Source organism: Streptomyces sp. NPDC004031 (genome assembly GCF_053604375.1).
This window is the reverse complement of the sequence record NZ_JBSGHL010000038.1, coordinates 59,108-79,363: the sequence shown is the minus strand read 5'-3', so window position 1 is coordinate 79,363 and position 20,256 is coordinate 59,108. Positions and strand designations below refer to the sequence as shown.

At 73.9% G+C, this 20,256-nt stretch carries 14 protein-coding genes; 8 read left to right on the top strand and 6 right to left on the bottom strand.

Annotated elements, in window-relative coordinates; all coding sequences use genetic code 11:
• Positions 1-143: 143 nt before the first annotated feature.
• Together ACWERV_RS23640 and ACWERV_RS23635 are read right to left on the bottom strand one after the other, a co-directional pair.
• Complete coding sequence (locus tag ACWERV_RS23640) at positions 144-998, bottom strand: siderophore-interacting protein (protein WP_452936260.1); 855 nt, start codon at positions 996-998, stop codon at positions 144-146.
• Between the two features lie 92 nt (positions 999-1,090).
• The gene (locus ACWERV_RS23635) at positions 1,091-1,471 is read right to left on the bottom strand and encodes a PPOX class F420-dependent oxidoreductase (protein WP_452936257.1); all 381 of its coding nucleotides are present in this window, start codon (positions 1,469-1,471) and stop codon (positions 1,091-1,093) included.
• Between the two features lie 459 nt (positions 1,472-1,930).
• Here ACWERV_RS23635 and ACWERV_RS23630 point away from each other — a divergent pair, with 459 nt between their 5' ends.
• The 4 genes from ACWERV_RS23630 to ACWERV_RS23615 all read left to right on the top strand — a co-directional run bounded on the left by ACWERV_RS23630 (position 1,931) and on the right by ACWERV_RS23615 (position 11,156).
• The gene (locus tag ACWERV_RS23630) at positions 1,931-3,568 is read left to right on the top strand and encodes a cellulase family glycosylhydrolase (protein ID WP_452936270.1); all 1,638 of its coding nucleotides are present in this window, start codon (positions 1,931-1,933) and stop codon (positions 3,566-3,568) included.
• A gap of 247 nt (positions 3,569-3,815) precedes the next feature.
• Positions 3,816-5,513, top strand: a complete 1,698-nt coding sequence (locus tag ACWERV_RS23625; protein ID WP_452936254.1) for an MFS transporter — start codon at positions 3,816-3,818, stop codon at positions 5,511-5,513.
• 327 nt (positions 5,514-5,840) lie between these two features.
• Positions 5,841-6,848 (top strand): LuxR C-terminal-related transcriptional regulator, encoded by a 1,008-nt coding sequence (locus ACWERV_RS23620; protein ID WP_452936251.1) that lies wholly within the window; start codon positions 5,841-5,843, stop codon positions 6,846-6,848.
• A 168-nt stretch (positions 6,849-7,016) separates the two neighbouring features.
• Positions 7,017-11,156 carry a carboxypeptidase regulatory-like domain-containing protein gene (locus tag ACWERV_RS23615; protein ID WP_452936248.1) on the top strand — a complete coding sequence of 1,380 codons (4,140 nt, stop codon included), beginning with the start codon at positions 7,017-7,019 and terminating at the stop codon, positions 11,154-11,156.
• A gap of 69 nt (positions 11,157-11,225) precedes the next feature.
• On the opposite strand, the gene ACWERV_RS23610 is transcribed toward ACWERV_RS23615, so the two are convergent.
• Positions 11,226-11,912: a FadR/GntR family transcriptional regulator gene (locus ACWERV_RS23610; RefSeq protein ID WP_452936246.1), complete on the bottom strand. Its 687-nt coding sequence runs from the start codon at positions 11,910-11,912 to the stop codon at positions 11,226-11,228.
• Between the two features lie 176 nt (positions 11,913-12,088).
• On the opposite strand from ACWERV_RS23610, the gene ACWERV_RS23605 reads away from it, so the two are divergent.
• Entirely contained in the window at positions 12,089-13,912 is a 1,824-nt protein-coding gene (locus ACWERV_RS23605; RefSeq protein ID WP_452936243.1) for a 2-isopropylmalate synthase, read from the top strand.
• 44 nt (positions 13,913-13,956) lie between these two features.
• Here ACWERV_RS23605 and ACWERV_RS23600 read toward each other — a convergent pair whose 3' ends face one another.
• Together ACWERV_RS23600 and ACWERV_RS23595 are read right to left on the bottom strand one after the other, a co-directional pair.
• Positions 13,957-14,784: a polysaccharide deacetylase family protein gene (locus ACWERV_RS23600; RefSeq protein WP_452936240.1), complete on the bottom strand. Its 828-nt coding sequence runs from the start codon at positions 14,782-14,784 to the stop codon at positions 13,957-13,959.
• Positions 14,785-14,921: 137 nt separating this feature from the next.
• Positions 14,922-15,824 (bottom strand): 5'-3' exonuclease, encoded by a 903-nt coding sequence (locus ACWERV_RS23595; protein WP_452936268.1) that lies wholly within the window; start codon positions 15,822-15,824, stop codon positions 14,922-14,924.
• Positions 15,825-15,911: 87 nt separating this feature from the next.
• Between ACWERV_RS23595 and ACWERV_RS23590 the strand changes: the two genes are divergently transcribed.
• Complete coding sequence (locus ACWERV_RS23590) at positions 15,912-16,706, top strand: helical backbone metal receptor (RefSeq protein ID WP_452936238.1); 795 nt, start codon at positions 15,912-15,914, stop codon at positions 16,704-16,706.
• An 11-nt stretch (positions 16,707-16,717) separates the two neighbouring features.
• On the opposite strand, the gene ACWERV_RS23585 is transcribed toward ACWERV_RS23590, so the two are convergent.
• On the bottom strand, positions 16,718-17,839 hold the full coding sequence (locus tag ACWERV_RS23585; protein WP_452936235.1) for a TDT family transporter: 1,122 nt from the start codon (positions 17,837-17,839) through the stop codon (positions 16,718-16,720).
• A 306-nt stretch (positions 17,840-18,145) separates the two neighbouring features.
• Between ACWERV_RS23585 and ACWERV_RS23580 the strand changes: the two genes are divergently transcribed.
• Both ACWERV_RS23580 and ACWERV_RS23575 read left to right on the top strand, forming a co-directional pair.
• The gene (locus tag ACWERV_RS23580) at positions 18,146-19,090 is read left to right on the top strand and encodes a LysR family transcriptional regulator (RefSeq protein WP_452936234.1); all 945 of its coding nucleotides are present in this window, start codon (positions 18,146-18,148) and stop codon (positions 19,088-19,090) included.
• 108 nt (positions 19,091-19,198) lie between these two features.
• A complete protein-coding gene (locus tag ACWERV_RS23575; protein ID WP_452936231.1) occupies positions 19,199-20,194 on the top strand; it encodes a DUF2510 domain-containing protein in 996 nt (331 codons plus the stop codon).
• The last annotated feature ends 62 nt before the right edge of the window (positions 20,195-20,256 follow it).

Sequence of the window (20,256 nt, the reverse complement as noted above, 5' to 3'; positions counted from 1 at the left end):
CTCTCCCCCCCCCCCCCCCTCCTCCTCTCCCCCCCCCGCCGTCTGTCTGCGGGGGGGGGGCGGGGGGGGCGCCCCCGCGCGGCCCGCGGGGCCCCGCCCCCACGTTCCGCCGAGGCCGGCGCCCACACGTTCCGCCGAAGCCGCTACGGGCGGCCGTCGGACTCCTGCTCGCGCTCCACCTCGGCGTTCCATTCCCGCTTGGACGACTGCCAGCCGTCCTCGTCCGCGCCGCGCCGCCAGTAGCCGGAGACCGACAGCCGCTCGCGCGGGACGCCCAGGTCCACCCGGACGAAGCGGCGCAGCTCCTTCACGAAGCCCGCCTCACCGTGCACGAAGACCTGCACATCGCCCTCGGGCACCGCCATCCGGGTGACGGCGGCGACCAGCGCCTCGCCGACCGGCCGTCCGCCGCGGTGCAGCCAGACCACCTCGATGTCGCCGGAACCGGAGCCCTCCAGCTTCTGCTCCTCCTCCGGGCCGGCCACCTCGACGAAGACCTTCGCGGGCGCGCCCGGCGGCAGCGCCTCGACGGCCGCCGCGATGGCCGGCAGCGCGCTCTCGTCGCCCGCCAGCAGATGCCAGCCGGCCGCCGGGTCGGGGGAGTAGGCGCCGCCGGGGCCCATGAAGTCGATGCCGTCGCCGGGCCGGGCGGCCGCCGCCCAGGGCCCCGCGAGGCCCTCGTCGCCGTGGTGCACGAAGTCCACGGTCATCTCGCCGGCCTCCGGATCCCAGGCCCGCACGGTGTACGTCCGGGTCCGGGGCCACTGCTCGCGCGGCAGGTCGCGGCGTACCGCCTCCATGTCCAGCGGCCGCGGGTACGCCACGCCCTCGGGTGGGAAGACCAGCTTGACGTAGTGGTCGGTGAAGGCGCCGATGTCGGGCCGGTCGGCGGGATCGACGGCCAGCACCACCCGCACCATCCGCGGGGTGACCCTGCCGGTCCGCACCACCGTGGCGTGCCGTGCCCGCCGGCCCTTGGGTGCCGGTCGCTCTGCCATGGAAACCCGCTCTCTGCCGGAGATCGTGCTACTTAGGCAAGCCTAACCCGCGAGGCCGTCCGTGCCCCACCCGGATCTTCCGCCGCCTGGACTCAGATCCCCACCTTCTGCCGCTCGGGCTCGACGAGCGCGGCGACCCGCTCCGCGTCCCGCGCGTACGGCCGTCCGGTGTACTTCTCCGCCACCTCGTCCACGACCGCCCATCCCGCGTCCCCGTCCAGCCACTCCACGACCCGCCCGCGGATGACCACCGGCTCGTACGGGTTGTCCGGCGACGTCAGCGAGATCGCGACCCGCGGGTCGCGCTGCAGGTTGCGGGCCTTGCGCGAGTCCGGTCCGGTGATGAAGACGATCCGGTCCCCGCGCGTCCCGATCCAGACCGGGACGGTGTGCGGCGAGCCGTCCGGCAGGACGGTGGCGAGGTGCGCGATGGCGGTGCCGTCGAGCACCTGGCGGACATCGGGGTTCAGCATGGCAGTCGGCTCCTGACGTGTGACCGGTGAAGCGCCTGAGACCGGACACCGCTCCCGGCGGCCCCGGCGTACCACCATCCTGGACCGGATCGGCCCGGCGTGTGTCGACCCGGCACGCCGACACGGCGGCGGCCCCGGGCGTCAGTTTCCGGCGCCCCGGGGGGCGGTGAGCACCGGTCGGCCGCCCGCGAGCAGGCCGCTCGCACGCCGCCGGAGATTCCGCGTTCAGAAGGTGAAGGCCGTACGACCCCTTGACGTCCGTCGGGTGGCCTCGCTTCCATACCTTGTAGCCAGTGGGAGCGCTCCCATGGCTGAAGACGCAACCCCCCACCACGAACCGAAGCGTTCCGTCCCCCCACCGAGAGGAAGCGCACCGTGGTTCCCTATCCGGATGTCCGGAGTCCGCTGAGAAGTCTGCGGCGGCTGCGCGTGCTCGTCGCGGCGGCCGTCGCCGCCGCGATGCTCGCCCTGCTGTCGATCGCGGGGCAGAGTCACGCCAGCGCCGCCCCGGTGCCGTCGGCGGCCGCCGCCGACGCGGGCAGCGGCTACTGGCACACCAGCGGCCGGCAGATCCTGGACTCGAACAACCAGGCGGTGCGCATCGCGGGCATCAACTGGTTCGGCTTCGAGACCAGCAACGAAGTGGTGCACGGCCTCTGGTCGCGCGACTACAAGAGCATGATCGACCAGATGAAGCAGCTCGGTTACAACACCATCCGGCTGCCCTACAGTGACGACATCTTCAAGGCCGGCGCGACCGCCAACAGCATCACCTTCTACAACATGAACACCGATCTGCAGGGCCTCAGCCCGCTGCAGATCATGGACAAGATCGTGAACTACGCGGGCTCCGTGGGCCTGCGGGTCATCCTGGACCGGCACCGTCCGGACTCCAGTGGGCAGTCGGCCCTCTGGTACACCAGCAGCGTTCCCGAGTCGACCTGGATCACCAACCTCAAGGCGCTCGCGACGCGTTACCAGAACAACACCGCCGTCGTCGGCATCGACCTGCACAACGAGCCGCACGACCCGGCCTGCTGGGGCTGCGGCGACACCACGATCGACTGGCGGCTGGCTGCCGAGCGCGCGGGCAACGCGATCCTGGGCGTCAACCCCAACCTGCTGATCTTCGTCGAGGGCATCCAGACCTTCAACGGCGTGTCCGGCTGGTGGGGCGGCAACCTGATGGGCGCCGGGCAGTACCCGGTCGAGCTGAACGTCGCCAACCGCGTCGTCTACTCCGCCCACGACTACGCCACCAGCGTCGCCCAGCAGACGTGGTTCACCGACCCGACCTTCCCGGCCAACATGCCGTCCGTGTGGTCGAAGTACTGGGGCTACCTCTTCGAGCAGAACATCGCCCCGGTGTGGGTCGGCGAGTTCGGCACGACCCTCCAGTCGACGATCGACCAGCAGTGGCTCAAGGCGCTGGTCAGCTACATGAAGCCGACCTCCGGCAACGGCGGCGACAGCTTCAGCTGGACGTTCTGGTCGTGGAACCCCGACTCCGGTGACACCGGCGGCATCCTCAAGGACGACTGGCAGACCGTCGACACCGTCAAGGACGGCTACCTGACCTCCATCAAGGCCCCGACCTTCGGCGGCTCCACGGGCGGCACCAACGGCGGCACCTCCTCGGGTACCTCGTCCGGTACGAGCACGGGTACGTCGAGCGGCACGTCCTCCGGTACGAGCACGGGTACGTCGACCGGCACCTCCACGGGGACGAGCACCGGCACGTCGACCGGCACCTCGTCCGGGACGACCAGCGGCAGCACCGGCGGCAGCACCAACAAGGGCTGCACCGCCACGCTGCACGTCGACAACCAGTGGGACAGCGGCTTCACCGCCACCGTCACCGTGACCAACTCCGGCTCCGCGGCCACCTCGGGCTGGACCGTCAACTGGACGTGGCCCGGCAACCAGCAGGAGACCAGCGGCTGGAGCGCCACGATCACCCAGTCCGGCGCGCAGGTCACCGCGAAGAGCCTGAGCTACAACGGCGCGATCGCCCCGGCGGCGTCCACGAGCTTCGGCTTCCAGGGCACCTCCTCCGGCTCGGTCGGCTCCCCGGCGCTGAGCTGCACCGCCTCCTGACGCAGGGCTGACGCACCACCTCCGGGCAGGAAACCGCCGGCGGGTCCCCGTAGTGGGGGCCCGCCGGCGGCCGTTGCGGGTACGGGCGCGGGCGCGTCCGGCGCGCGGCCCGGCGCGGGGTGGGGGGACGCACCACGACTCGCGGCGGCGAGCCGTGCAGACCCCTAGGCATACCGACCGGTCGGTACTAGCCTCTGCCCACACTCCGTCACTCCGCGCGGGTTTCCGCATCCCCTGGAGGAGCCGCATGTCCGCCACCCCGACACCGTTCGACGCCGACAGACCCGGGCCGCAGTCCGCGGACCCCCGCCCCCGCACCCTCCTCGACCGGCTCCACCGCCGCGACCTGGCCGCGTACCCGGCGACCGGGCCGCGCATGGCGTACCTGGCCATCGTGGTGGTCACCACCGTCGTGCTCTACTACATGCTCTACATCCAGTACGCCGTGGCGACGTCGATCATCACGCACTTCGGCATGAGCTACCGCTACTTCGTGTGGGTCTCGGTGATCGGCAACGCCGCGGGCGCCTTCGCCTCGCTCGTCGCCGGGCTCGCCGACCGCTGGGGACGCGCCAACATGGTCGTCTACGGGCTGCTCGTCGCCTCGCTGCTGGTCTCCTTCGGACTGCCCAACGCCGGCGGCAAGGCCACCTACCTGGTGCTCTTCGCGCTCGTCAGTGTCATCGAGGGCATCGTGCTGGTCGCCACCCCCGCGCTGATCCGGGACTTCTCGCCGCAGCTGGGCAGGGCCACCGCGATGGGCGCGTGGACGATGGGCCCGGTCGTCGGCAGCCTCGTCGTCACCACCGTCACCAGCCAGACGCTGGACACCTCCAGCTGGCAGGACGAGCTGCGCTACTCCGCGATCGCCGGGCTCGTCGTCTTCGCCGTCGCGATCTTCGGGCTGCGCGAACTCTCCCCGGCGCTGCGCGACCAGATCATGGTGTCGCTGCGCGACCGCACCCTGGTCGAGGCCCGCGCCAAGGGCCTCGACCAGGATGCGCTCGCCCGCCGCAGCCAGTGGCGGCAGATGCTGCGCCCGGCCGTCGCCGGACCGGCGCTCGGCATCGCGCTCTTCCTGCTGCTGTACTTCGCGGCGGTCGGCAACTTCGTCGTCTTCTTCGCCACCACCTACGGCTACAGCGAGCAGCGCGCCAACGCCGTCGCCAACTGGTACTGGGCCGCGAACGCGATCGCGCTGGTCGTCGTCGGGCTGCTGTCGGACCGGCTCAAGGTGCGCAAGCCGTTCATGGTCGCCGGGGCGGTCGGCTCCATCGTCGTGACCGCGCTCTTCGCCACCCGGGCCACCCACCCGGAGACCGGCTACTACACCTTCGCCTGGCTCTTCGTCGGCATCGGCGTCTTCAGCGGAGTGGCCTACGGCCCGTGGATGGCGGGCTTCACCGAGACCGTCGAGAAGCACAACCCGGCGGCGACCGCCACCGGGCTCGCCGTGTGGGGGTGGACGGTACGGATCGTCGTCGCCGTCTCCTCCGCGCTCATCCCGGTGCTGGTCACCTCCGTCACGCCGCTCGTCGAACACGGTCCGCAGGTGACGGCCGCGCAGGCGCAGGGCGGGCCGGCGCTGGCCGTCGTGCGGGCGCACCCGCAGATCTTCGCCGAACTCGGCAAATATCCGCCGGGCAAGGCGCCCGCGGACGTCACCGCTCGGGCGGTCCAGGAGGTCGGGCCCGCCGACCTCGCGGTCGTCCAGAAGGCGCAGCCACAGCTCGCGGTGCTCCAGCAGTACGGCACGAAGGTCCAGAAGGCCGCGCACGACGGCCCCGGGCAGTGGCGCACCTGGTGGTGGATCTGCGTGGGCGGCCAGGTGCTCTTCCTGCCCTTCGTGTTCCTGATGTCGGGCCGCTGGAGTCCGCGCCGGGCCCGCGACGACGCCCGCGCCCACGAAGCCGCGGTCGCGGCGGAACTCGCCACCCTGAGCTGATCCTTGCGCGGTCCCCGCGCCCCGGTGTCGCTCCGGGCAGCCTCTTGCGGTGAGCCGCGCGACCTTCTGCCGGTGGGTGGCTGGTCGCGCAGTTCCCCGCGCCCCTGAAAACGCTTGCCTCGCCCGCAGAACCGGCGCCCGTCCGGGGCTCGCGTCAGCCGGGCAGGGCAACACACCAGGGGCGCGGGGAACTGCGCGACCAGCCACCCACTCGGCGCAAGGTCCGGGGCCACCGGATGTGGCAGCCCGGGGGGCGCCGGGTGCCCGTGTCAACCGCGGCGAGGTAATCAAGGCGTCAAGCCCGTCGGCAGGCTATTGTGCGGCCACATGACCGAACGTCCGTTTGAGGCCCTGGGGTTGAGCCCGGACGCGGACCGGGCTTACTCCCTGCTGGTGTCCACCCGGGGCGTCGCCGCAGCCGAACTCGCCCGGCAGATGGCGGTGTCGGCGGACCGGGGCCAGGCGGCGTGCGGGGAGCTCGCGGCCCGTGGCCTGGCCCGCCGGGGCCGCGACGGGCGGTGGTACCCCGTACCGCCGCACGCCGGTTTCCGTCCGCTGCTGTCGCACGCGCAGGAACAGCTGCGGCTGGGACGGGAGTTACTCGACCGGCTGGACGCGGAGTACCAGCGCGTCCACGAGGGGTACCGGGCCGACGAGGCCGTGCAGGTCGTCGCGGGGCACGCGGCCATCGGGCGGCGGGTCGCGGAGGTGCAGGGCGCGGCGGCGCGCGAGATCACCGCCTTCGTGCCGGGCGCGGCGGTGGCGCCGCGCGGGGCGGTGCCGGCGGGGGTGCGGCGCCGGGTGGTGTTCGAGCGGGCGGGGCTGGAGGCGGCGGGCGCGTTCGGGCCGCCGGGCGATCCGCTGACGACGGGTCGGGTGACGGGGCGGCTGCCGGCCCGGCTGGAGGTCGTGGACGCCGAGGTCGCCCTGATGCCGCCGCCCGAGGCGGCGGGCCCGGAGCCGGTGCTGCTGGTGGTGCTGGCCGGTCCGCTGCTGGGCGCGCTGACCGCGCTGTTCGACGCGGTGTGGGCGGGCAGTGTCCCGCTGGGCCGCCGTCCGGACGCCCAGCAGCCGCGCAGCGCCCTGCGGTTGCGGGTGCTGGGGATGCTGGTGAGCGGCAGTACGGACGCGGCGATGGCCCGCTCGCTAGGGGTGGCGGTGCGCACCGTGCAGCGCCATGTGGCGGCGATGCAGCGCGAGGCGGGCGTCGACAACCGGGTCCAGCTGGTGTGGCACGCGGCCCGGAACGGCTGGCTGGACGAGCTCCCGGAGGGCTTTCCGGAAGGGCGTCCGGAGGGCCACACGGAAGGAAACGTACGGCGTCCGTCCGGATGACGGGAATGCGACTCCGCACAGCGGGGCAAGCGGTGTCAGGTATTCGTCAACCGTTTGACGAATCCTTGGTGCACCTGAGGCACATGTATACGCCAGCGGTCCGAACGGCCGTGACCCCCGCGACGCACCCTGCCGCGTGAGGTCCCACCTGCCCCAGGGAGACCCCCCTTGCGCATACCCGTTCTCAGACGCAGCCGCCGCACCGCAGGTGTGGTGGCATCCCTCGCGACGGCCGCCCTCGCGGTCGTCGGCCTCCAGATACCGGCCGCGGCCCCCGCTTCCGCAGCCCCCTCGCAGAAGCCGGACGTCGTGCGGCAGTGCGACACCCCCGACCCCGGGCACGCCGCCTGTCTGGCGTTGCGCAGGACGGATGTCGCCGCCAAGAAGGGCGTCCAGCCGCACGCCGCCACCCCGTCCGGATTCGGCGCCACCGACCTGCAGAGCGCGTACGCGCTGCCGGCCGACGGCGGCGCGGGCCAGACCGTCGCGATCGTCGACGCCTACGACGACCCGACCGCGGAGGCCGACCTTGCCGTCTACCGCGCGCAGTACGGGCTGCCGCCGTGCACCAGCGACAACGGCTGCTTCAGCAAGGTGAGCCAGCGCGGCGGGGACGACCTGCCGACGGCCGACCCCGACTGGTCCGGCGAGATCAGCCTCGACCTGGACATGGTGTCCGCGGCCGCGCCGCTGGCCCACATCCTGCTCGTCGAGGCGGACTCCTCCTACGTCGACGACCTGGGCGCCTCGGTGGACACCGCGGTCGCGCTCGGCGCCAAGTACGTCTCCAACTCCTACGGCACGGGCTACGACACCACGCCCGGCAGCGGCGAGGACCCGTCGGAGACCACGGACCTGGACCCCTACTACAACCACCCCGGTGTCGCGGTCGTCGCCTCCAGCGGTGACGACGGCTACGGCGTCAGCTACCCGGCGTCCTCCCAGTACGTCACCTCGGTCGGCGGCACCTCGCTGACGGCGGACGCGGGCAGCGCGCGCGGCTGGAGCGAGTCGGTGTGGAACAACGCGTACGGCGGCCCGGGATCCGGCTGCTCGCTGTACGAGCCCAAGCCGGCCTTCCAGACCGACACCGCGTGCGACATGCGGTCGGTGGCCGACGTCGCGGCGGTCGCCGACCCGGTGACCGGTGTCTCGGTCTACCAGACCTTCGGTGGCGGCGGCTGGGCGGTCTACGGCGGCACCAGCGCCTCCTCCCCGCTCATCGCGGGCGTGTACGCGGCGGCCGGCACCCCCGGCGCCGACACGTACCCCAACTCGTACCCGTACGCCCACCCGGGCGCGCTCAACGACGTGACCGAGGGCGACAACGGCTCCTGCACCCCGGCCGCGCTGTGCACCGCTGGGCCCGGCTACGACGGCCCGACCGGTCTCGGCACGCCCAACGGCCTGGCCGCCTTCTCCAGCGGCCCGCACGGTGTCGTCTCCGGCACCGTCACCGACCACGGCACCGGCGCACCGCTGGCCGGCGCGAAGGTGACCGTCGGCGACTCCGCGGCCACCACCGCCGCGGACGGCACCTACAAGCTGGACGTCGCGCCCGGCACGTACGACGTGACGGCCGCCGCCTACGGTTACCGCAGCGGCAGCGCGAGCGGTGTCGAGGTCGCCGACGGCGGCACCGTCACCGAGTCGTTCGCCCTGGACGCGGTGCCGACCCGCACCGTCACCGGCCGCGTCACGGACGGCTCCGGGCACGGCTGGCCGCTGTACGCCGCCATCACCGCCCAGGGCGTGCCCGGCAGCGCGGTCTACACCGACCCCGCCACCGGCGCGTACTCGCTGACGCTGCCGCAGGACAGCACGTACACCCTGCACGTCACGTCCAACTACCCGGGCTACCGGCCGGTGGACAAGGCCGTCGAGGTCGGTGAGGCCGACCAGTCGGTCAACATCGCGGTGCCGGTGGAGAGTTCGTCGACCGACGCGCCCGGCTACACCGTCCACCTGAACGGTGCCACCGAGCCCTTCACCTCGACCACCGCCGCCCCCGACGGCTGGAGCGTCGCCAACGCCGACGGCGCCACCGGCGGCTGGGTCTTCAACGACCCGGGCAAGCGCGGCAACCGCACCGGCGGCGACGGCGGCTTCGCGATCATCGACAGCGACAACCTCGGCCAGGGCCTGCACCAGGACACCTCGCTGCTCTCGCCGTCGTACGACCTGAGCGGCAACACCGACCCGCTGCTCGCCTTCGACACCGACTACCGCGAATACTCCAGCTCCACCGCGAGCGTGGACGTCTCCGGGGACGGCGGCACCACCTGGACCAGCGTGTGGAAGCAGACCACCACGTCGGTGTCCGGCAAGCACATCGAGATCCCGCTGACCGACTACGCGGGCAAGAGCGACGTCCGGCTGCGCTTCCACTACACCGGCAGCTGGGCGTACTGGTGGCAGCTCGACAACGTCTTCGTCGGCAAGCGCTCCTTCGACCCGGTGCCCGGCGGCCTCGTCGTCGGCAACGTCAAGGACGCCAACACCAAGGACGGCGTCTCCGGCGCCACCGTCACCAGCACCGACAACCCGGCCGACCACGCCACCACGGTCGCCACGCCGAACGACCCGAACCTCGGCGACGGCTTCTACTGGTTCTTCTCGCACGCCACCGGCAAGCACCCGGTGAGCGCGGCCGCGTCGCACTACGCCACCGCCACGGCCACCGTGACGGTGCCGGCCGACGGAGCCGTGCAGCGCGACCTCACGCTCAAGGCGGGCCGTATCAAGGTCACGCCCGCCTCGGTGGACAAGACCGTCGCCTGGGGCAAGAGCACCTCCCAGGTCGTCACCGTCAAGAACACCGGCACCGCGCCGGCCACCGTCAAGCTCGGTGAGAACCCCGGCGGCTTCACCGCCCAGAAGGCGGGCGCGCCGCTCAACCTCGTCAAGGGCAGCTACTCGCCGCACTCGCTCGCCGGACAGCACACGGCGGGTGCCAAGGCCGTCAAGCCCGCGGTGGACCCCGCGGCCGGCGACGCCTGGAACGCCCTGCCCGACCTGCCCGTCACCACGGGTGACAACGCGGTCTTCACGTACAACGGGACCGTCTACTCGGCGTTCGGCTACACCGGACTGAACGACACCAGCGACCTGTACGCGTACAGCGCGGACAGCGGCGCCTGGACCAAGCTGGCCCCCGCGGCCGACACCCGTGAGTCCCCGGCGCACGGTGTGATCGGCGACAAGCTCTACGCGGTGGGCGGCTGGGGCGCCGACGGTGACCCGGACGCCAAGCTGGAGATCTACGACCCCGCCGCCAACAGCTGGAGCACCGGCGCCAGTTCGCCCAAGCCGTACGCCGGCGCGGGCAGCGCGGTGCTCGGCGGCAAGCTCTACTCGGTCGGCGGCTGCACCGGCACCGCGTGCGGCACCACCGACGTGACCGCGTACGACGCGGCGTCCGACACCTGGACGCAGCTCGCGGCCTACCCCGAGCCGGTGGCCTGGGAGGCCTGCGGCGGCGTCGGCGGCAAGCTCTACTGCTCCGGCGGCACCACCGACGCGGGCGAGATCACGCACGCCTACGTCTACGACCCGGCGGCCGACTCCTGGTCGCCGATCGCCGACCAGCCCACCGACGCGTGGGGCACCTCCTACACCGCCGCCAACGGCCTGCTGCTCATCAAGGGCGGCGCCGTCGACGCCAGCAGCTCGCTGACCAACCAGGCCTGGGCCTACCAGCCGAACGACAACACCTGGACGGCGCTGCCGAACGCCACCGCCTCGCTCTACCGCGGCGGCGGCAGCACCGGCTTCTACGCCGTCGGCGGCCTCGCGGGCCAGGTGCCCGCGAAGAACGCCGAGGTGCTGCCCGGCTACGACCAGGTCGACAGCGCGGACGTCGACTGGCTGACCGAGAGCGCCACCACGCTCACCCTCGCGCCGGGCGCCAGCGCCACGGTGACCCTCGGCCTGGACGCGTCCGTGCCCGAGATCACCCAGCCCGGCACCCTCACCGCCTCGCTCGGCGTCACGAGCGACACGCCGTACCCGGTGCCCGCGGTCGGTGTGAGCTTCACCGTCAAGCCCCCGGCGACCTGGGGCAAGATCACCGGCACGGTGTCCTCCGGCGGTACGCCGCTGGCCGGCGCCACCGTCCAGATCAACACCTGGGCCACCCACTACACCCTCAAGACCACCAAGGAGGGCACCTACTCGCTCTGGCTCGACGTGCGCAACAACCCCTTGCAGCTGATCGTCGCGAAGGACGGCTACCAGCCGACCACGACGACGCTCCGCATCACCAAGGGCGCGACGACCACGAGCAACTTCTCCCTCCTGAAGGACTGACCCCGCAACCCGCGGTGGGCCCCGGCACCTCCGGGGCCCACCACGGGCTCCTCCGCCTCCGGAAGTCGCTCACGGCGTCTCCGGACGCAGCAGCGCGGAAGTCGAGGCGAACTCGGCCCGCAGGACACGCGCGGCCTCGTCCCCGTCCCGCCCGGCGATCGCCGCGACGAGCGCGGTGTGCGAGGCGTCGCCGTCGCCCGGGGGGAGTGCGAGGAGGGAGACCAGTTCGACGAGCCCCTCGCGCAGGACGGGCGCGAACTGCGCGAACAGGTCGGTCAGGACCGGGTTGTGCGCCGCCGTCACCACGCTCGCGTGCAGCGCGATGTCCGCCTCCACGAACGCGGCCGCGCCGTGCCCCGCGGCCGCCCGCCGGGCGGTGAGCGCGGCCTCCAGACCGGCCAGGTCCGCCTCCGTGCGCCGCTCCGCGGCGAGCCGCGCGGCCTGGACCTCGACCATGGCCCGCACCTCGTAGACGTCGGCGACCGCCGCCCGCCGCAGCCGGGTGCCGAAGTCCTCGTCGGGCTCGGTGGAGATGACGAACACGCCCGCGCCCTGGCGCGACCTGACCAGGCCCGCCCCGGCGAGCGCGCGCACCGCCTCACGGACGGTGGACCGCCCGACGCCGAGCTGCGCCGCGAGCGCGGTCTCGCCGGGCAGCCGGGTGCCGACCGGCCACTGCCCGCTCACGATTTGCTCGCGCAGATGCTCGGTGGCCTGTTCCACCAGCGGGCTGGGCCGCAGTGAGCCAAGGGGCATGCGCTCTCACCTCTCAGGTTGTCTGAGGAGTTGTCTGTGGCTAGTCTATCCGCCATGACGCAGCGGAGCCTCCTTCTCGGATGCCGCGGCGGGGCCTGAAACGACCGGCACCCCGCCGCGGGGTTCGGTGCTGCCGGTCTCCCGGCACGCCGACCAGCGAAGGACGCGACCCCGCCATGACGCTCACCCCGGACACCCCCGCAGTACCCGCCCCCACCGCCCACCCCACCCTGCGCACCCCCGTGGGCCCCGTCCCCGGGGACGCCCCCTGGTGGAATCCGCAGCGGGGCAGCGCGATGCCCTCGCACCGCTACCGCCCCGCGCACCGGCGGGTGCAGATCCCCGCCGTCACCGACCGGCAGTGGCCCGGCCGCCGCACGGAGCGCGCCCCGCTGTGGGTGCCGGTCGATCTGCGGGACGGCAACCAGGCGCTGGCCGAGCCCATGGACCCGGCCCGCAAGCGGCGCATGTTCGACCTGATGGTCACCATGGGCTACAAGGAGATCGAGGTCGGCTACCCGTCGGCCAGCCGCACCGACTTCGACTTCGTCCGCCACCTGGCCGAGCCGGGCGCGGTGCCCGACGACGTGACGGTCGTCGTCTTCACCGCCGCCCGCGCCGACCTGATCGAGGCCACCTTCGCGTCGATCCGCGGCCTGCCCCGTACCGTCGTGCACCTCTACACCGCGACCGCGCCCACCTGGCGGGACGTCGTCCTCGGGCGGGGGCGGCGCGAACTGCGCGGCATGATCGAGGAGGCCGCGCGGCTGATGGCCCGGCTGGGCGAGGGGCAGCCGGGCGTGCGCTTCCAGTTCTCGCCCGAGGTCTTCAACCTGACCGAGCCCGACTACGTCCTGGAGGTCTGCAACGGCCTGACCGCGCTGTGGGACGCGAGCCCGGAGCGGCCCGTGGTGCACAACCTGCCGGCCACCGTGGAGATCGCCACGCCCGACGTCTACGCCGACCAGATCGAGTACATGCACCGCCACCTGGAGCGCCGGGACGCGGTGATCCTGTCCGTGCACCCGCACAACGACCGCGGCACGGGCGTCGCCTGCGCCGAGCTGGCGGTGATGGCGGGCGCCCAGCGCGTCGAGGGCTGCCTGTTCGGCAACGGCGAGCGCACCGGGAACGTCGATCTGGTGACCCTCGCGCTCAACCTGCACACGCAGGGCGTCGACCCGATGATCGACTTCTCCGACATCGACGCGATCCGCGCCACCGTCGAGCACTGCAACCGGCTGCCCGTCCCCGGCCGTCACCCCTACGTCGGCGACCTGGTGCACACCGCCTACTCCGGAACCCACCAGGACGCCATCAAGAAGGGCCTCGACCACCACGCCCGCCGGGCCGCCGCCCTGGGCGTCCCCGCCGGTCAGGCGCCGTGGGAGGTGCCCTACCTGCCGATCGACCCGGCCGACATCGGCCGCGACTACGAGGCGGTCATCCGCGTCAACAGCCAGTCCGGCAAGGGCGGCATCGGCTACCTGCTGGCCACCCGGCACGGCCTGGAGCTGCCCGCGCCGCTGCGTGCCGAGTTCTCCCAGGTCGTGCAGCGCGCCGCCGACGCCAGCGGCGCGGAGGTCACCGCCGAGCGGCTCGGCGAGCTGTTCGCCGCGGAGTACCTGGCGCCCGCCGACGGGCCGCTGACGCTCGGCGAGTGGCGTACGGCCGAAGAGGCGCCCGGCGTCCACACCTTCACCGGCGTGCTGCGCGACACCCGCGACACCACGGACGGCGCCGAGACCAAGCTGCACGGCCGGGGCAACGGGCCGCTGTCCGCGCTGGCCGCCGCGCTCGCGGACGCCGGGGCCGAGGTGGACGTCCTGGACTACTCCGAGCACACCGCGGGCGCCGGTACCGGGAGCGACGCCGTCGCGTACGTGCGCTGCCGCGTCGGCGGGGCCGCCGCCGGGGTGGTGCGGTGGGGCGCAGGCCGGGACGCCTCCGTGCTGACGGCGTCGGTGCGCGCCGTGCTGGCCGCCGTCAACCGGCGCTGACGGCGGAGCTGCGGGCGTACGGGCTCAGGGGCGGTTCAGGCGGCTCAGGGCCGGTAGACCTTGCCCGGCTCGGGCGTGGCCGGGGCGAGCAGCTCCGGCACCGTCACGAAGGTGTAGCCCTGCGCCCGCAGCGCGTCGATGATGCCCGGGACGGCCGGCACGGTCCCCTTGTAGAGGTCGTGCAGGATGATGATGCCGTCCCGGCTCGCGTCCTTGAGTATCCGCTTCTTGATCAGCGCCGAGTCGGTCGTGGCGTAGTCGCTCGCGGTGTCGCTCCACAGCACTTGGGCGATGCCCAGCTCCTTGCAGACCTTGGAGACCTTCTCGTCCGTGCGGCCCTGCGGCGGGCGCATGAGGGTCGGACGCTTCCCGGTGAGCTTCTCCACCTCGTCGTCGAGGTGGTTGAGCTCGGTGCGTATCTCGGCGGGCTTGAGGTCGGTGAGCCGGCGGTGGGTCCAGGTGTGGTTGCCCAGGACGTTGCCGTTCTGGCCCATCTGCTTGACCAGCTCGGGGTATTTGTCGACATGGTTGTGGCCGAGCAGGAAGAAGGTGGCCCGGACCTTCTTCTCGTCGAGCACCTTCAGCAGCGCCGGGGTGTTGTTGCTCGGCCCCGCGTCGAAGGTCAGCGCTATGCACTTGGCCTTGCGGCAGTCCACCGCGCCCGCCGGCAGCGCGGCCGCCTTCGCGTCGGAACTCCCGTCCTTCGCCGCCTTCTCCGCCGCCTTGTACGCGTTCTCGCGCGCGTCGTGCGGCGACTGCGCGTCGTACTTCGCGCAGCCGCTGAGCCCCAGCCCCAGACCGAGCGCCGCGACCCCGGCGACCAGCGCCGTCCGCCGCCTGTGGCGGCTCGTGACGGATATGGCGTGGGGCATGGCGGTACCTCCGCGGGTGCTGTTCCTGGGCATTCCTGTACGAACGCTGTGAACTATACCCACGGCGTATAGCGCCGTGACCTGGGGGCTGTGCCCGTACACGACGGCCGCGCCGCCGGTGTGCGGCGGAACGGCCGCTACCGGTCGGCGGCCAGCGCCGCCAGCAGCCGGGTCAGCGAACCGCCCAGGCCCCATGTCTCCGCCAGCGCCTCCAGCGCCCGCGGGGCGGCCGGGGCGGCGGGCAGCGTCGCGTCGAACGGCGGCAGCGGAACGTCCTTCGCGACCGCCACCACCCGCGGCGCCACGTCCAGATAGTCGGCCGCCGCCGCGATGTTGCGCCGCCGCGCGGGCGTCAGCCGGGAGAACGGGTCGGCCGCGGCCGCCCGCACCGCCGCCAGGTCCCCGTACTCCGTCACGAGCTGCGCCGCCGTCTTCTCGCCGATGCCCTTCACACCCGGCAGGCCGTCGCTCGGGTCGCCGCGCAGGGCCGCGAAATCCGCGTACTGCCGGGCCCGCACGCCGTAACGCTCCTCGATCGCCGCCTCGTCGAGCACATCGCAATCACCCACGCCCTTGCGCGGGAAGAGCACCCGCACACCGCGCGCGTCGTCCACGAGCTGGAAGAGATCGCGGTCGCCGGTGACGATCGCGACCGGGTGGCGCGCGCTCGCGGCGAGCGTGCCGATCACGTCGTCCGCCTCGTAACCGGGCACCCCCACCCGGGCGATGCCCACCGCGTCGAGCACCGCCTCGATGACGGGCACCTGCGGCGACAGCGTGTCCGGCACCTCCTCGCTGCCCTCGGCCTCGTCGGCGACCCGGTGCGCCTTGTACGACGGGATCAGCTCCACCCGCCACTGCGGGCGCCAGTCCGCGTCCATGCACGCGACCAGCGCGGTGGGGGAGTGGTCGGCGACCAGCCGGGCGATGAAGTCCAGCAGCCCGCGCACCGCGTTGACCGGTGTCCCGTCCGGCGCTCGCACGGATTCGGGCACGCCGAAATACGCGCGGAAGTACAGGCTCGCCGTGTCGAGCAGCATGAGCCGGTCATGGGGGGCGCGGGAGTTCTGGTCGGTCACCGGCCCAGCATGGCACGCCCCACCGACAGCGCCCCGTACCGTGGGCGGATGCCCCGCCAGCACCCCGACACCGCCGCCGGCCCCGCCCCCTACACCGCTCCCGACACCGGGTGCGGCCCCCGGGTGCGGCGGGTCGTGTCCCTCGTGCCGTCGCTGACGGAGGCGGTGGCCGCGACCGCGCCCGAGCTGCTGGTCGGCGCGACCGACTGGTGCACCCACCCCGCGGACCTGGACGTGGTCCGCGTCGGCGGCACCAAGAACCCCGACGTCGGCGCCGTCACCGCGCTCGCCCCCGACCTCGTCGTCGCCAACGAGGAGGAGAACCGCCCCGCCGACCTCGACGCGCTGCGGGCCGCCGGACTGGACGTCCTGGTCACCGAAGTGCGCTCGCTGCCGCAGGCCTTCGCCGAGCTGCACCGGCTGCTGGTGGACGGCTGCGGGCTCGCCCGCCCCGGATGGCTGGACGCCGCCGAGGCCGCCTGGCGGGACGTCACCCCCGAATCCCCCGCGCGCCGCGCGGTCGTACCCGTCTGGCGCCGCCCCTGGATGGTGCTCGGCCGCGACACCTTCGCCGGCGACCTGCTCGCCCGCCTCGGTGTCCGCACCGTCCACGCCGGGCACGCCGGGCGCTACCCGCGGATCGCGCTGCCCGACCTGCTCGCCACCCGGCCCGACCTCGTCGTCCTGCCCGACGAGCCCTACCGCTTCAGCGCGCAGGACGGCCCCGAGTCCTTCCCCGGCATCCCCGCGGCCCTCGTCGACGGCCGCCTGCTCACCTGGTACGGCCCTTCGCTCGCCGAAGCGCCCCGGCTGCTCGCGGAAGCGCTGGCCGCGGCCCGCTGACCGGCACCCGGTCAGACGGGGGAGGGCGCGGCGGGCGCCGGGAGCGCGCCGGTCAGCAGGCCGCGCACGGTTCCCGTGGCCGCCGCCGCCCACGCCGCGACGAGCAGCGCGTACAACGCCACCGCCAGCCACGTCGCCGCGTGCAGACCGGTGTGCCGGGCCAGGCCCGACACACCCGTCACACACGTGCCGACCGGGAAGGTGAAGGCCCACCAGGTCAGCGAGAAGCGCATCCCGCGCCGCACCGCCCGCGCCACCAGCGCGGCCGACAGCGCCAGCCACAGCAGCGCGAAACCCATGACCGGCACCCCGTAGACGACGGCGAAGCCGCGCAGCGCCGCGGCGTACGGCGCGCCCACGGCGGCCGGGCCCACGTCCGCGAACGCGCCCGTCGCCGTCGTCGACTGGCCCAGCGGCCCCAGCACCAGGAAGAGCAGCGGCGTCAGCGCGACCGGCAGCGGCCCGTACCGCAGCAGCCGCCCCCACACCAGCGGCAGCGTCATCAGCGTCGCCAGCAGACTCAGCCCGAACAGCGCCACGCACCCCAGCAGCAGCGCCTCGCGGGCCTGCGCGCCGCCCACGTGCGGCACCAGCGCGGGCCCGAGCGCGGCCGACACCATAGGCGCGACGAGCGGCAGCAGCCACACCGGCGAGGCGCCGTCCGCGGCGATCCGGTGCCGGGTCACCATCAGATACGGCACCGCCGCCGCGACCAGCAGGCCGCTCGCGGTGCCCGCCGTCCACAGCGTCCAGTCCGCCGCGACCGCCGCCCGCTCGCCCACCACGCGCGGCCCCAGCGCCAGCGCGCCCGCCCCCACGGCGAGCAGCGCCATCGGCAGGCAGCCGTAGAAGGGCGCGATCGCGGGGTCCGCGAGGTGGCGCCGCGCCTCGTCGCGGTGCCGGACCCAGTGCGTGGCGCGTGCCGCGAGCACGGCGACGAGGGCGGTGGCCGCGAGCACCCACACCACGGTGCACGCGTCCCGCAGCGCCGCCGGGCTGCCCGGCAGGCCCGCGCCCGCGTTGCCGACGATGGCGGTGCCCATCACCCCGGCGTACCAGTTCGGCCCGACATGCCGGACTCCTCTCCGCACGAGCGGGGGGGCTGCGGGACGGGGGAGGGTTGCGGTGACCATGTGTCCACGGTGCCTTGGGCCGGGGTGGGCGGGTAGCACCCGCGGGGCTATCGGGGCATAAGCGGGGCTTATGGATGCGGTTGTGTCTGGCTCGCGCGTCGGCCCTCCGGGGTGGGGGTGCGGTTGTGGCGGGACCGTCCCGCGGTGGGTGGCTGGGCGCGCAGTTCTCCCCCAGGCTCCGCCTGGGAGGTGCCCCCACGCGCCCCTTGTGGGTTGCCCTGCGGGTTGTGTGAGCTTGCTCGGTGGGCCCTCCGGGGTGGCGGCGCGGGGCGCGGGGGTGGGTGGGGGAGCGCATACGCTGGGGGGATGGGTGGCGGTGAGGGATCCGTGGAGCGCGGGGCGCTGGCGCGGCGGGTGCCGGATCTGGGGGCCATGGAGCTGCTGGTAGCCGTCGCGCGGCTGGGGAGTCTGGGGCGGGCGGCCCGTGAGCTGGGGATCACACAGCCCGCCGCGAGTGCGCGGATGCGGGCGCTGGAGCGGCAGGTGGGGGTGGGGCTCGTCCGGCGGTCGGCGGGCGGGTCGCGGCTCACCGAGCAGGGCGCCGTCGTCACCGAGTGGGCGCGGCGGGTGCTGGAGGCCGCCGAGGACTTCGACGCGGGAGCCCGAGCGCTGCGCGGGCGGCGCGACTCGCGGCTGCGGGTCGCCGCCAGCCTGACCGTCGCCGAGTACCTGCTGCCCGGGTGGCTGACCGCGCTGCACGTTCGGCACCCGGGCACCGCCGTGTCGCTCGCCGCGGGGAACTCCGTGGCCGTCGCCCGGCAGGTGACCGCGGGCGAGGCGGACCTCGGGTTCGTCGAGGGGCTGGACGTGCCCGCCGGACTGGACGCCGCGGTCGTCGGGCACGACCGGCTGCTGGTCGTCGTCGCGCCCGGCCACCGCTGGGCCACGCGCCGCCGCCCGCTGCCCGCCGCCGAACTGGCCGCGACGGCGCTGCTGCTGCGCGAGGAGGGCTCGGGCACCCGGCAGGTGCTGGACGCGGCCCTCGCCGGGCACGGCGGACCCGCCGCCGCCCTGCTCGAACTCGCCTCGACCACCGCCGTGAAGTCCGCTGCCGTCGGCGGCGCGGGCCCCGCCGTGCTGAGCGAGCTGGCCGTCGCCGACGAACTGGCCGCGCACCGGCTGGCGGCCGTACCCGTCGCCGGGCTCGATCTGCGCCGGGCGCTGCGCGCGGTGTGGCCCGCGGGTCACCGCCCCGCCGGGCCCGCCCGCGACCTGCTCTCCCTGACCCGTACGGCCGTCCCGCGGCGGTAGGACGCCCGTACGCCGCGGGGACGCGCTCTGGCGGGCGGGGCGGGCGGCGCGGTATGCAAGGAGCGACCACTTACGGGATTCTCATGCTCGGGCCATAAGGTGACCGCCGTGACGACCTCGACCCCGCCCGGCTGGTATCCAGAACCCGGGCACACAGGCAACAGCCCGGCGATGGAACGCTGGTGGGACGGCTCGGTGTGGACCGAGTACACCAGGACCGCCCCGGTCCCGCCCACCGCGCCGCCGGTCTACCCCGGCTCCCCCCAGGCCGGCTACGGCTACGGCGCCCCCGCTCCCGACGCCGGCAAGCGCACCGGGACGGTGGTGATCGCCCTGGTCGCCGCCCTCGTCCTGATAGGCGCCGTCGTCGCCGGCATCCTGGTGCTCGGCAAGGACGACAACGGCAAGGACGACGCCAAGAGCTCGCCGACGCCCCGCCACTCCACGGGCAAGCTGCCCTACCCGCTGCCGTCCGACCGCGGCAGTGACGGCGGTGGCAGTGACGGCGGCGGGACCGGCGGCACCGGCGGGAGCGACGGCGGCACCGGTAACAGCGACCCGACCAAGGCCATCGACGGCGCCGACGCGATCAGCCTGCCCGTCCTGGACGGCTGGCAGGGCCAGTCCGGCGCGGGCGGCGCCCAGGCGACCGTCGGCGAGTACACCTGCCCCGGCACCCAGGGCGGCTCCTGCTCGCTCGGCGGCGTCTCCGCGCAGCCCGCCCAGATCGCCGGGATCACCGCCACGACCCCGAAGGCCGCGGCCGAGCAGGACATCGCCGCGAACGCCGCCGCCTCGTACGGCCAGGACACCTACGGCGCGACCACCTCGCACCAGCAGCTCAAGGCCGGCGCGGTGACCGTCGCCGGGCAGCAGGGCTACCTGGTGCGGTGGAAGATCGTCACGCAATCCGGCACCCAGGGCTACGTCGAGTCGGTGGTCTTTGCATCGCCGACCACCAAGCAGCTGGTCGTCGTCCGCTTCGGCTTCGACGTCACGGCCAAGGCGCCGACGCTCGCCGACATGGACAAGATCGTCCAGGGCATCAAGACCGACACCACCCGGGTCGGCGGCTCCTCCGGCGGTGCGGGTACGGGCGTCTGACGCGCCCCTCGCCGTACGCCCACGGGCCCGCTCCCGCACCGGGGGCGGGCCCGTCGCACGCC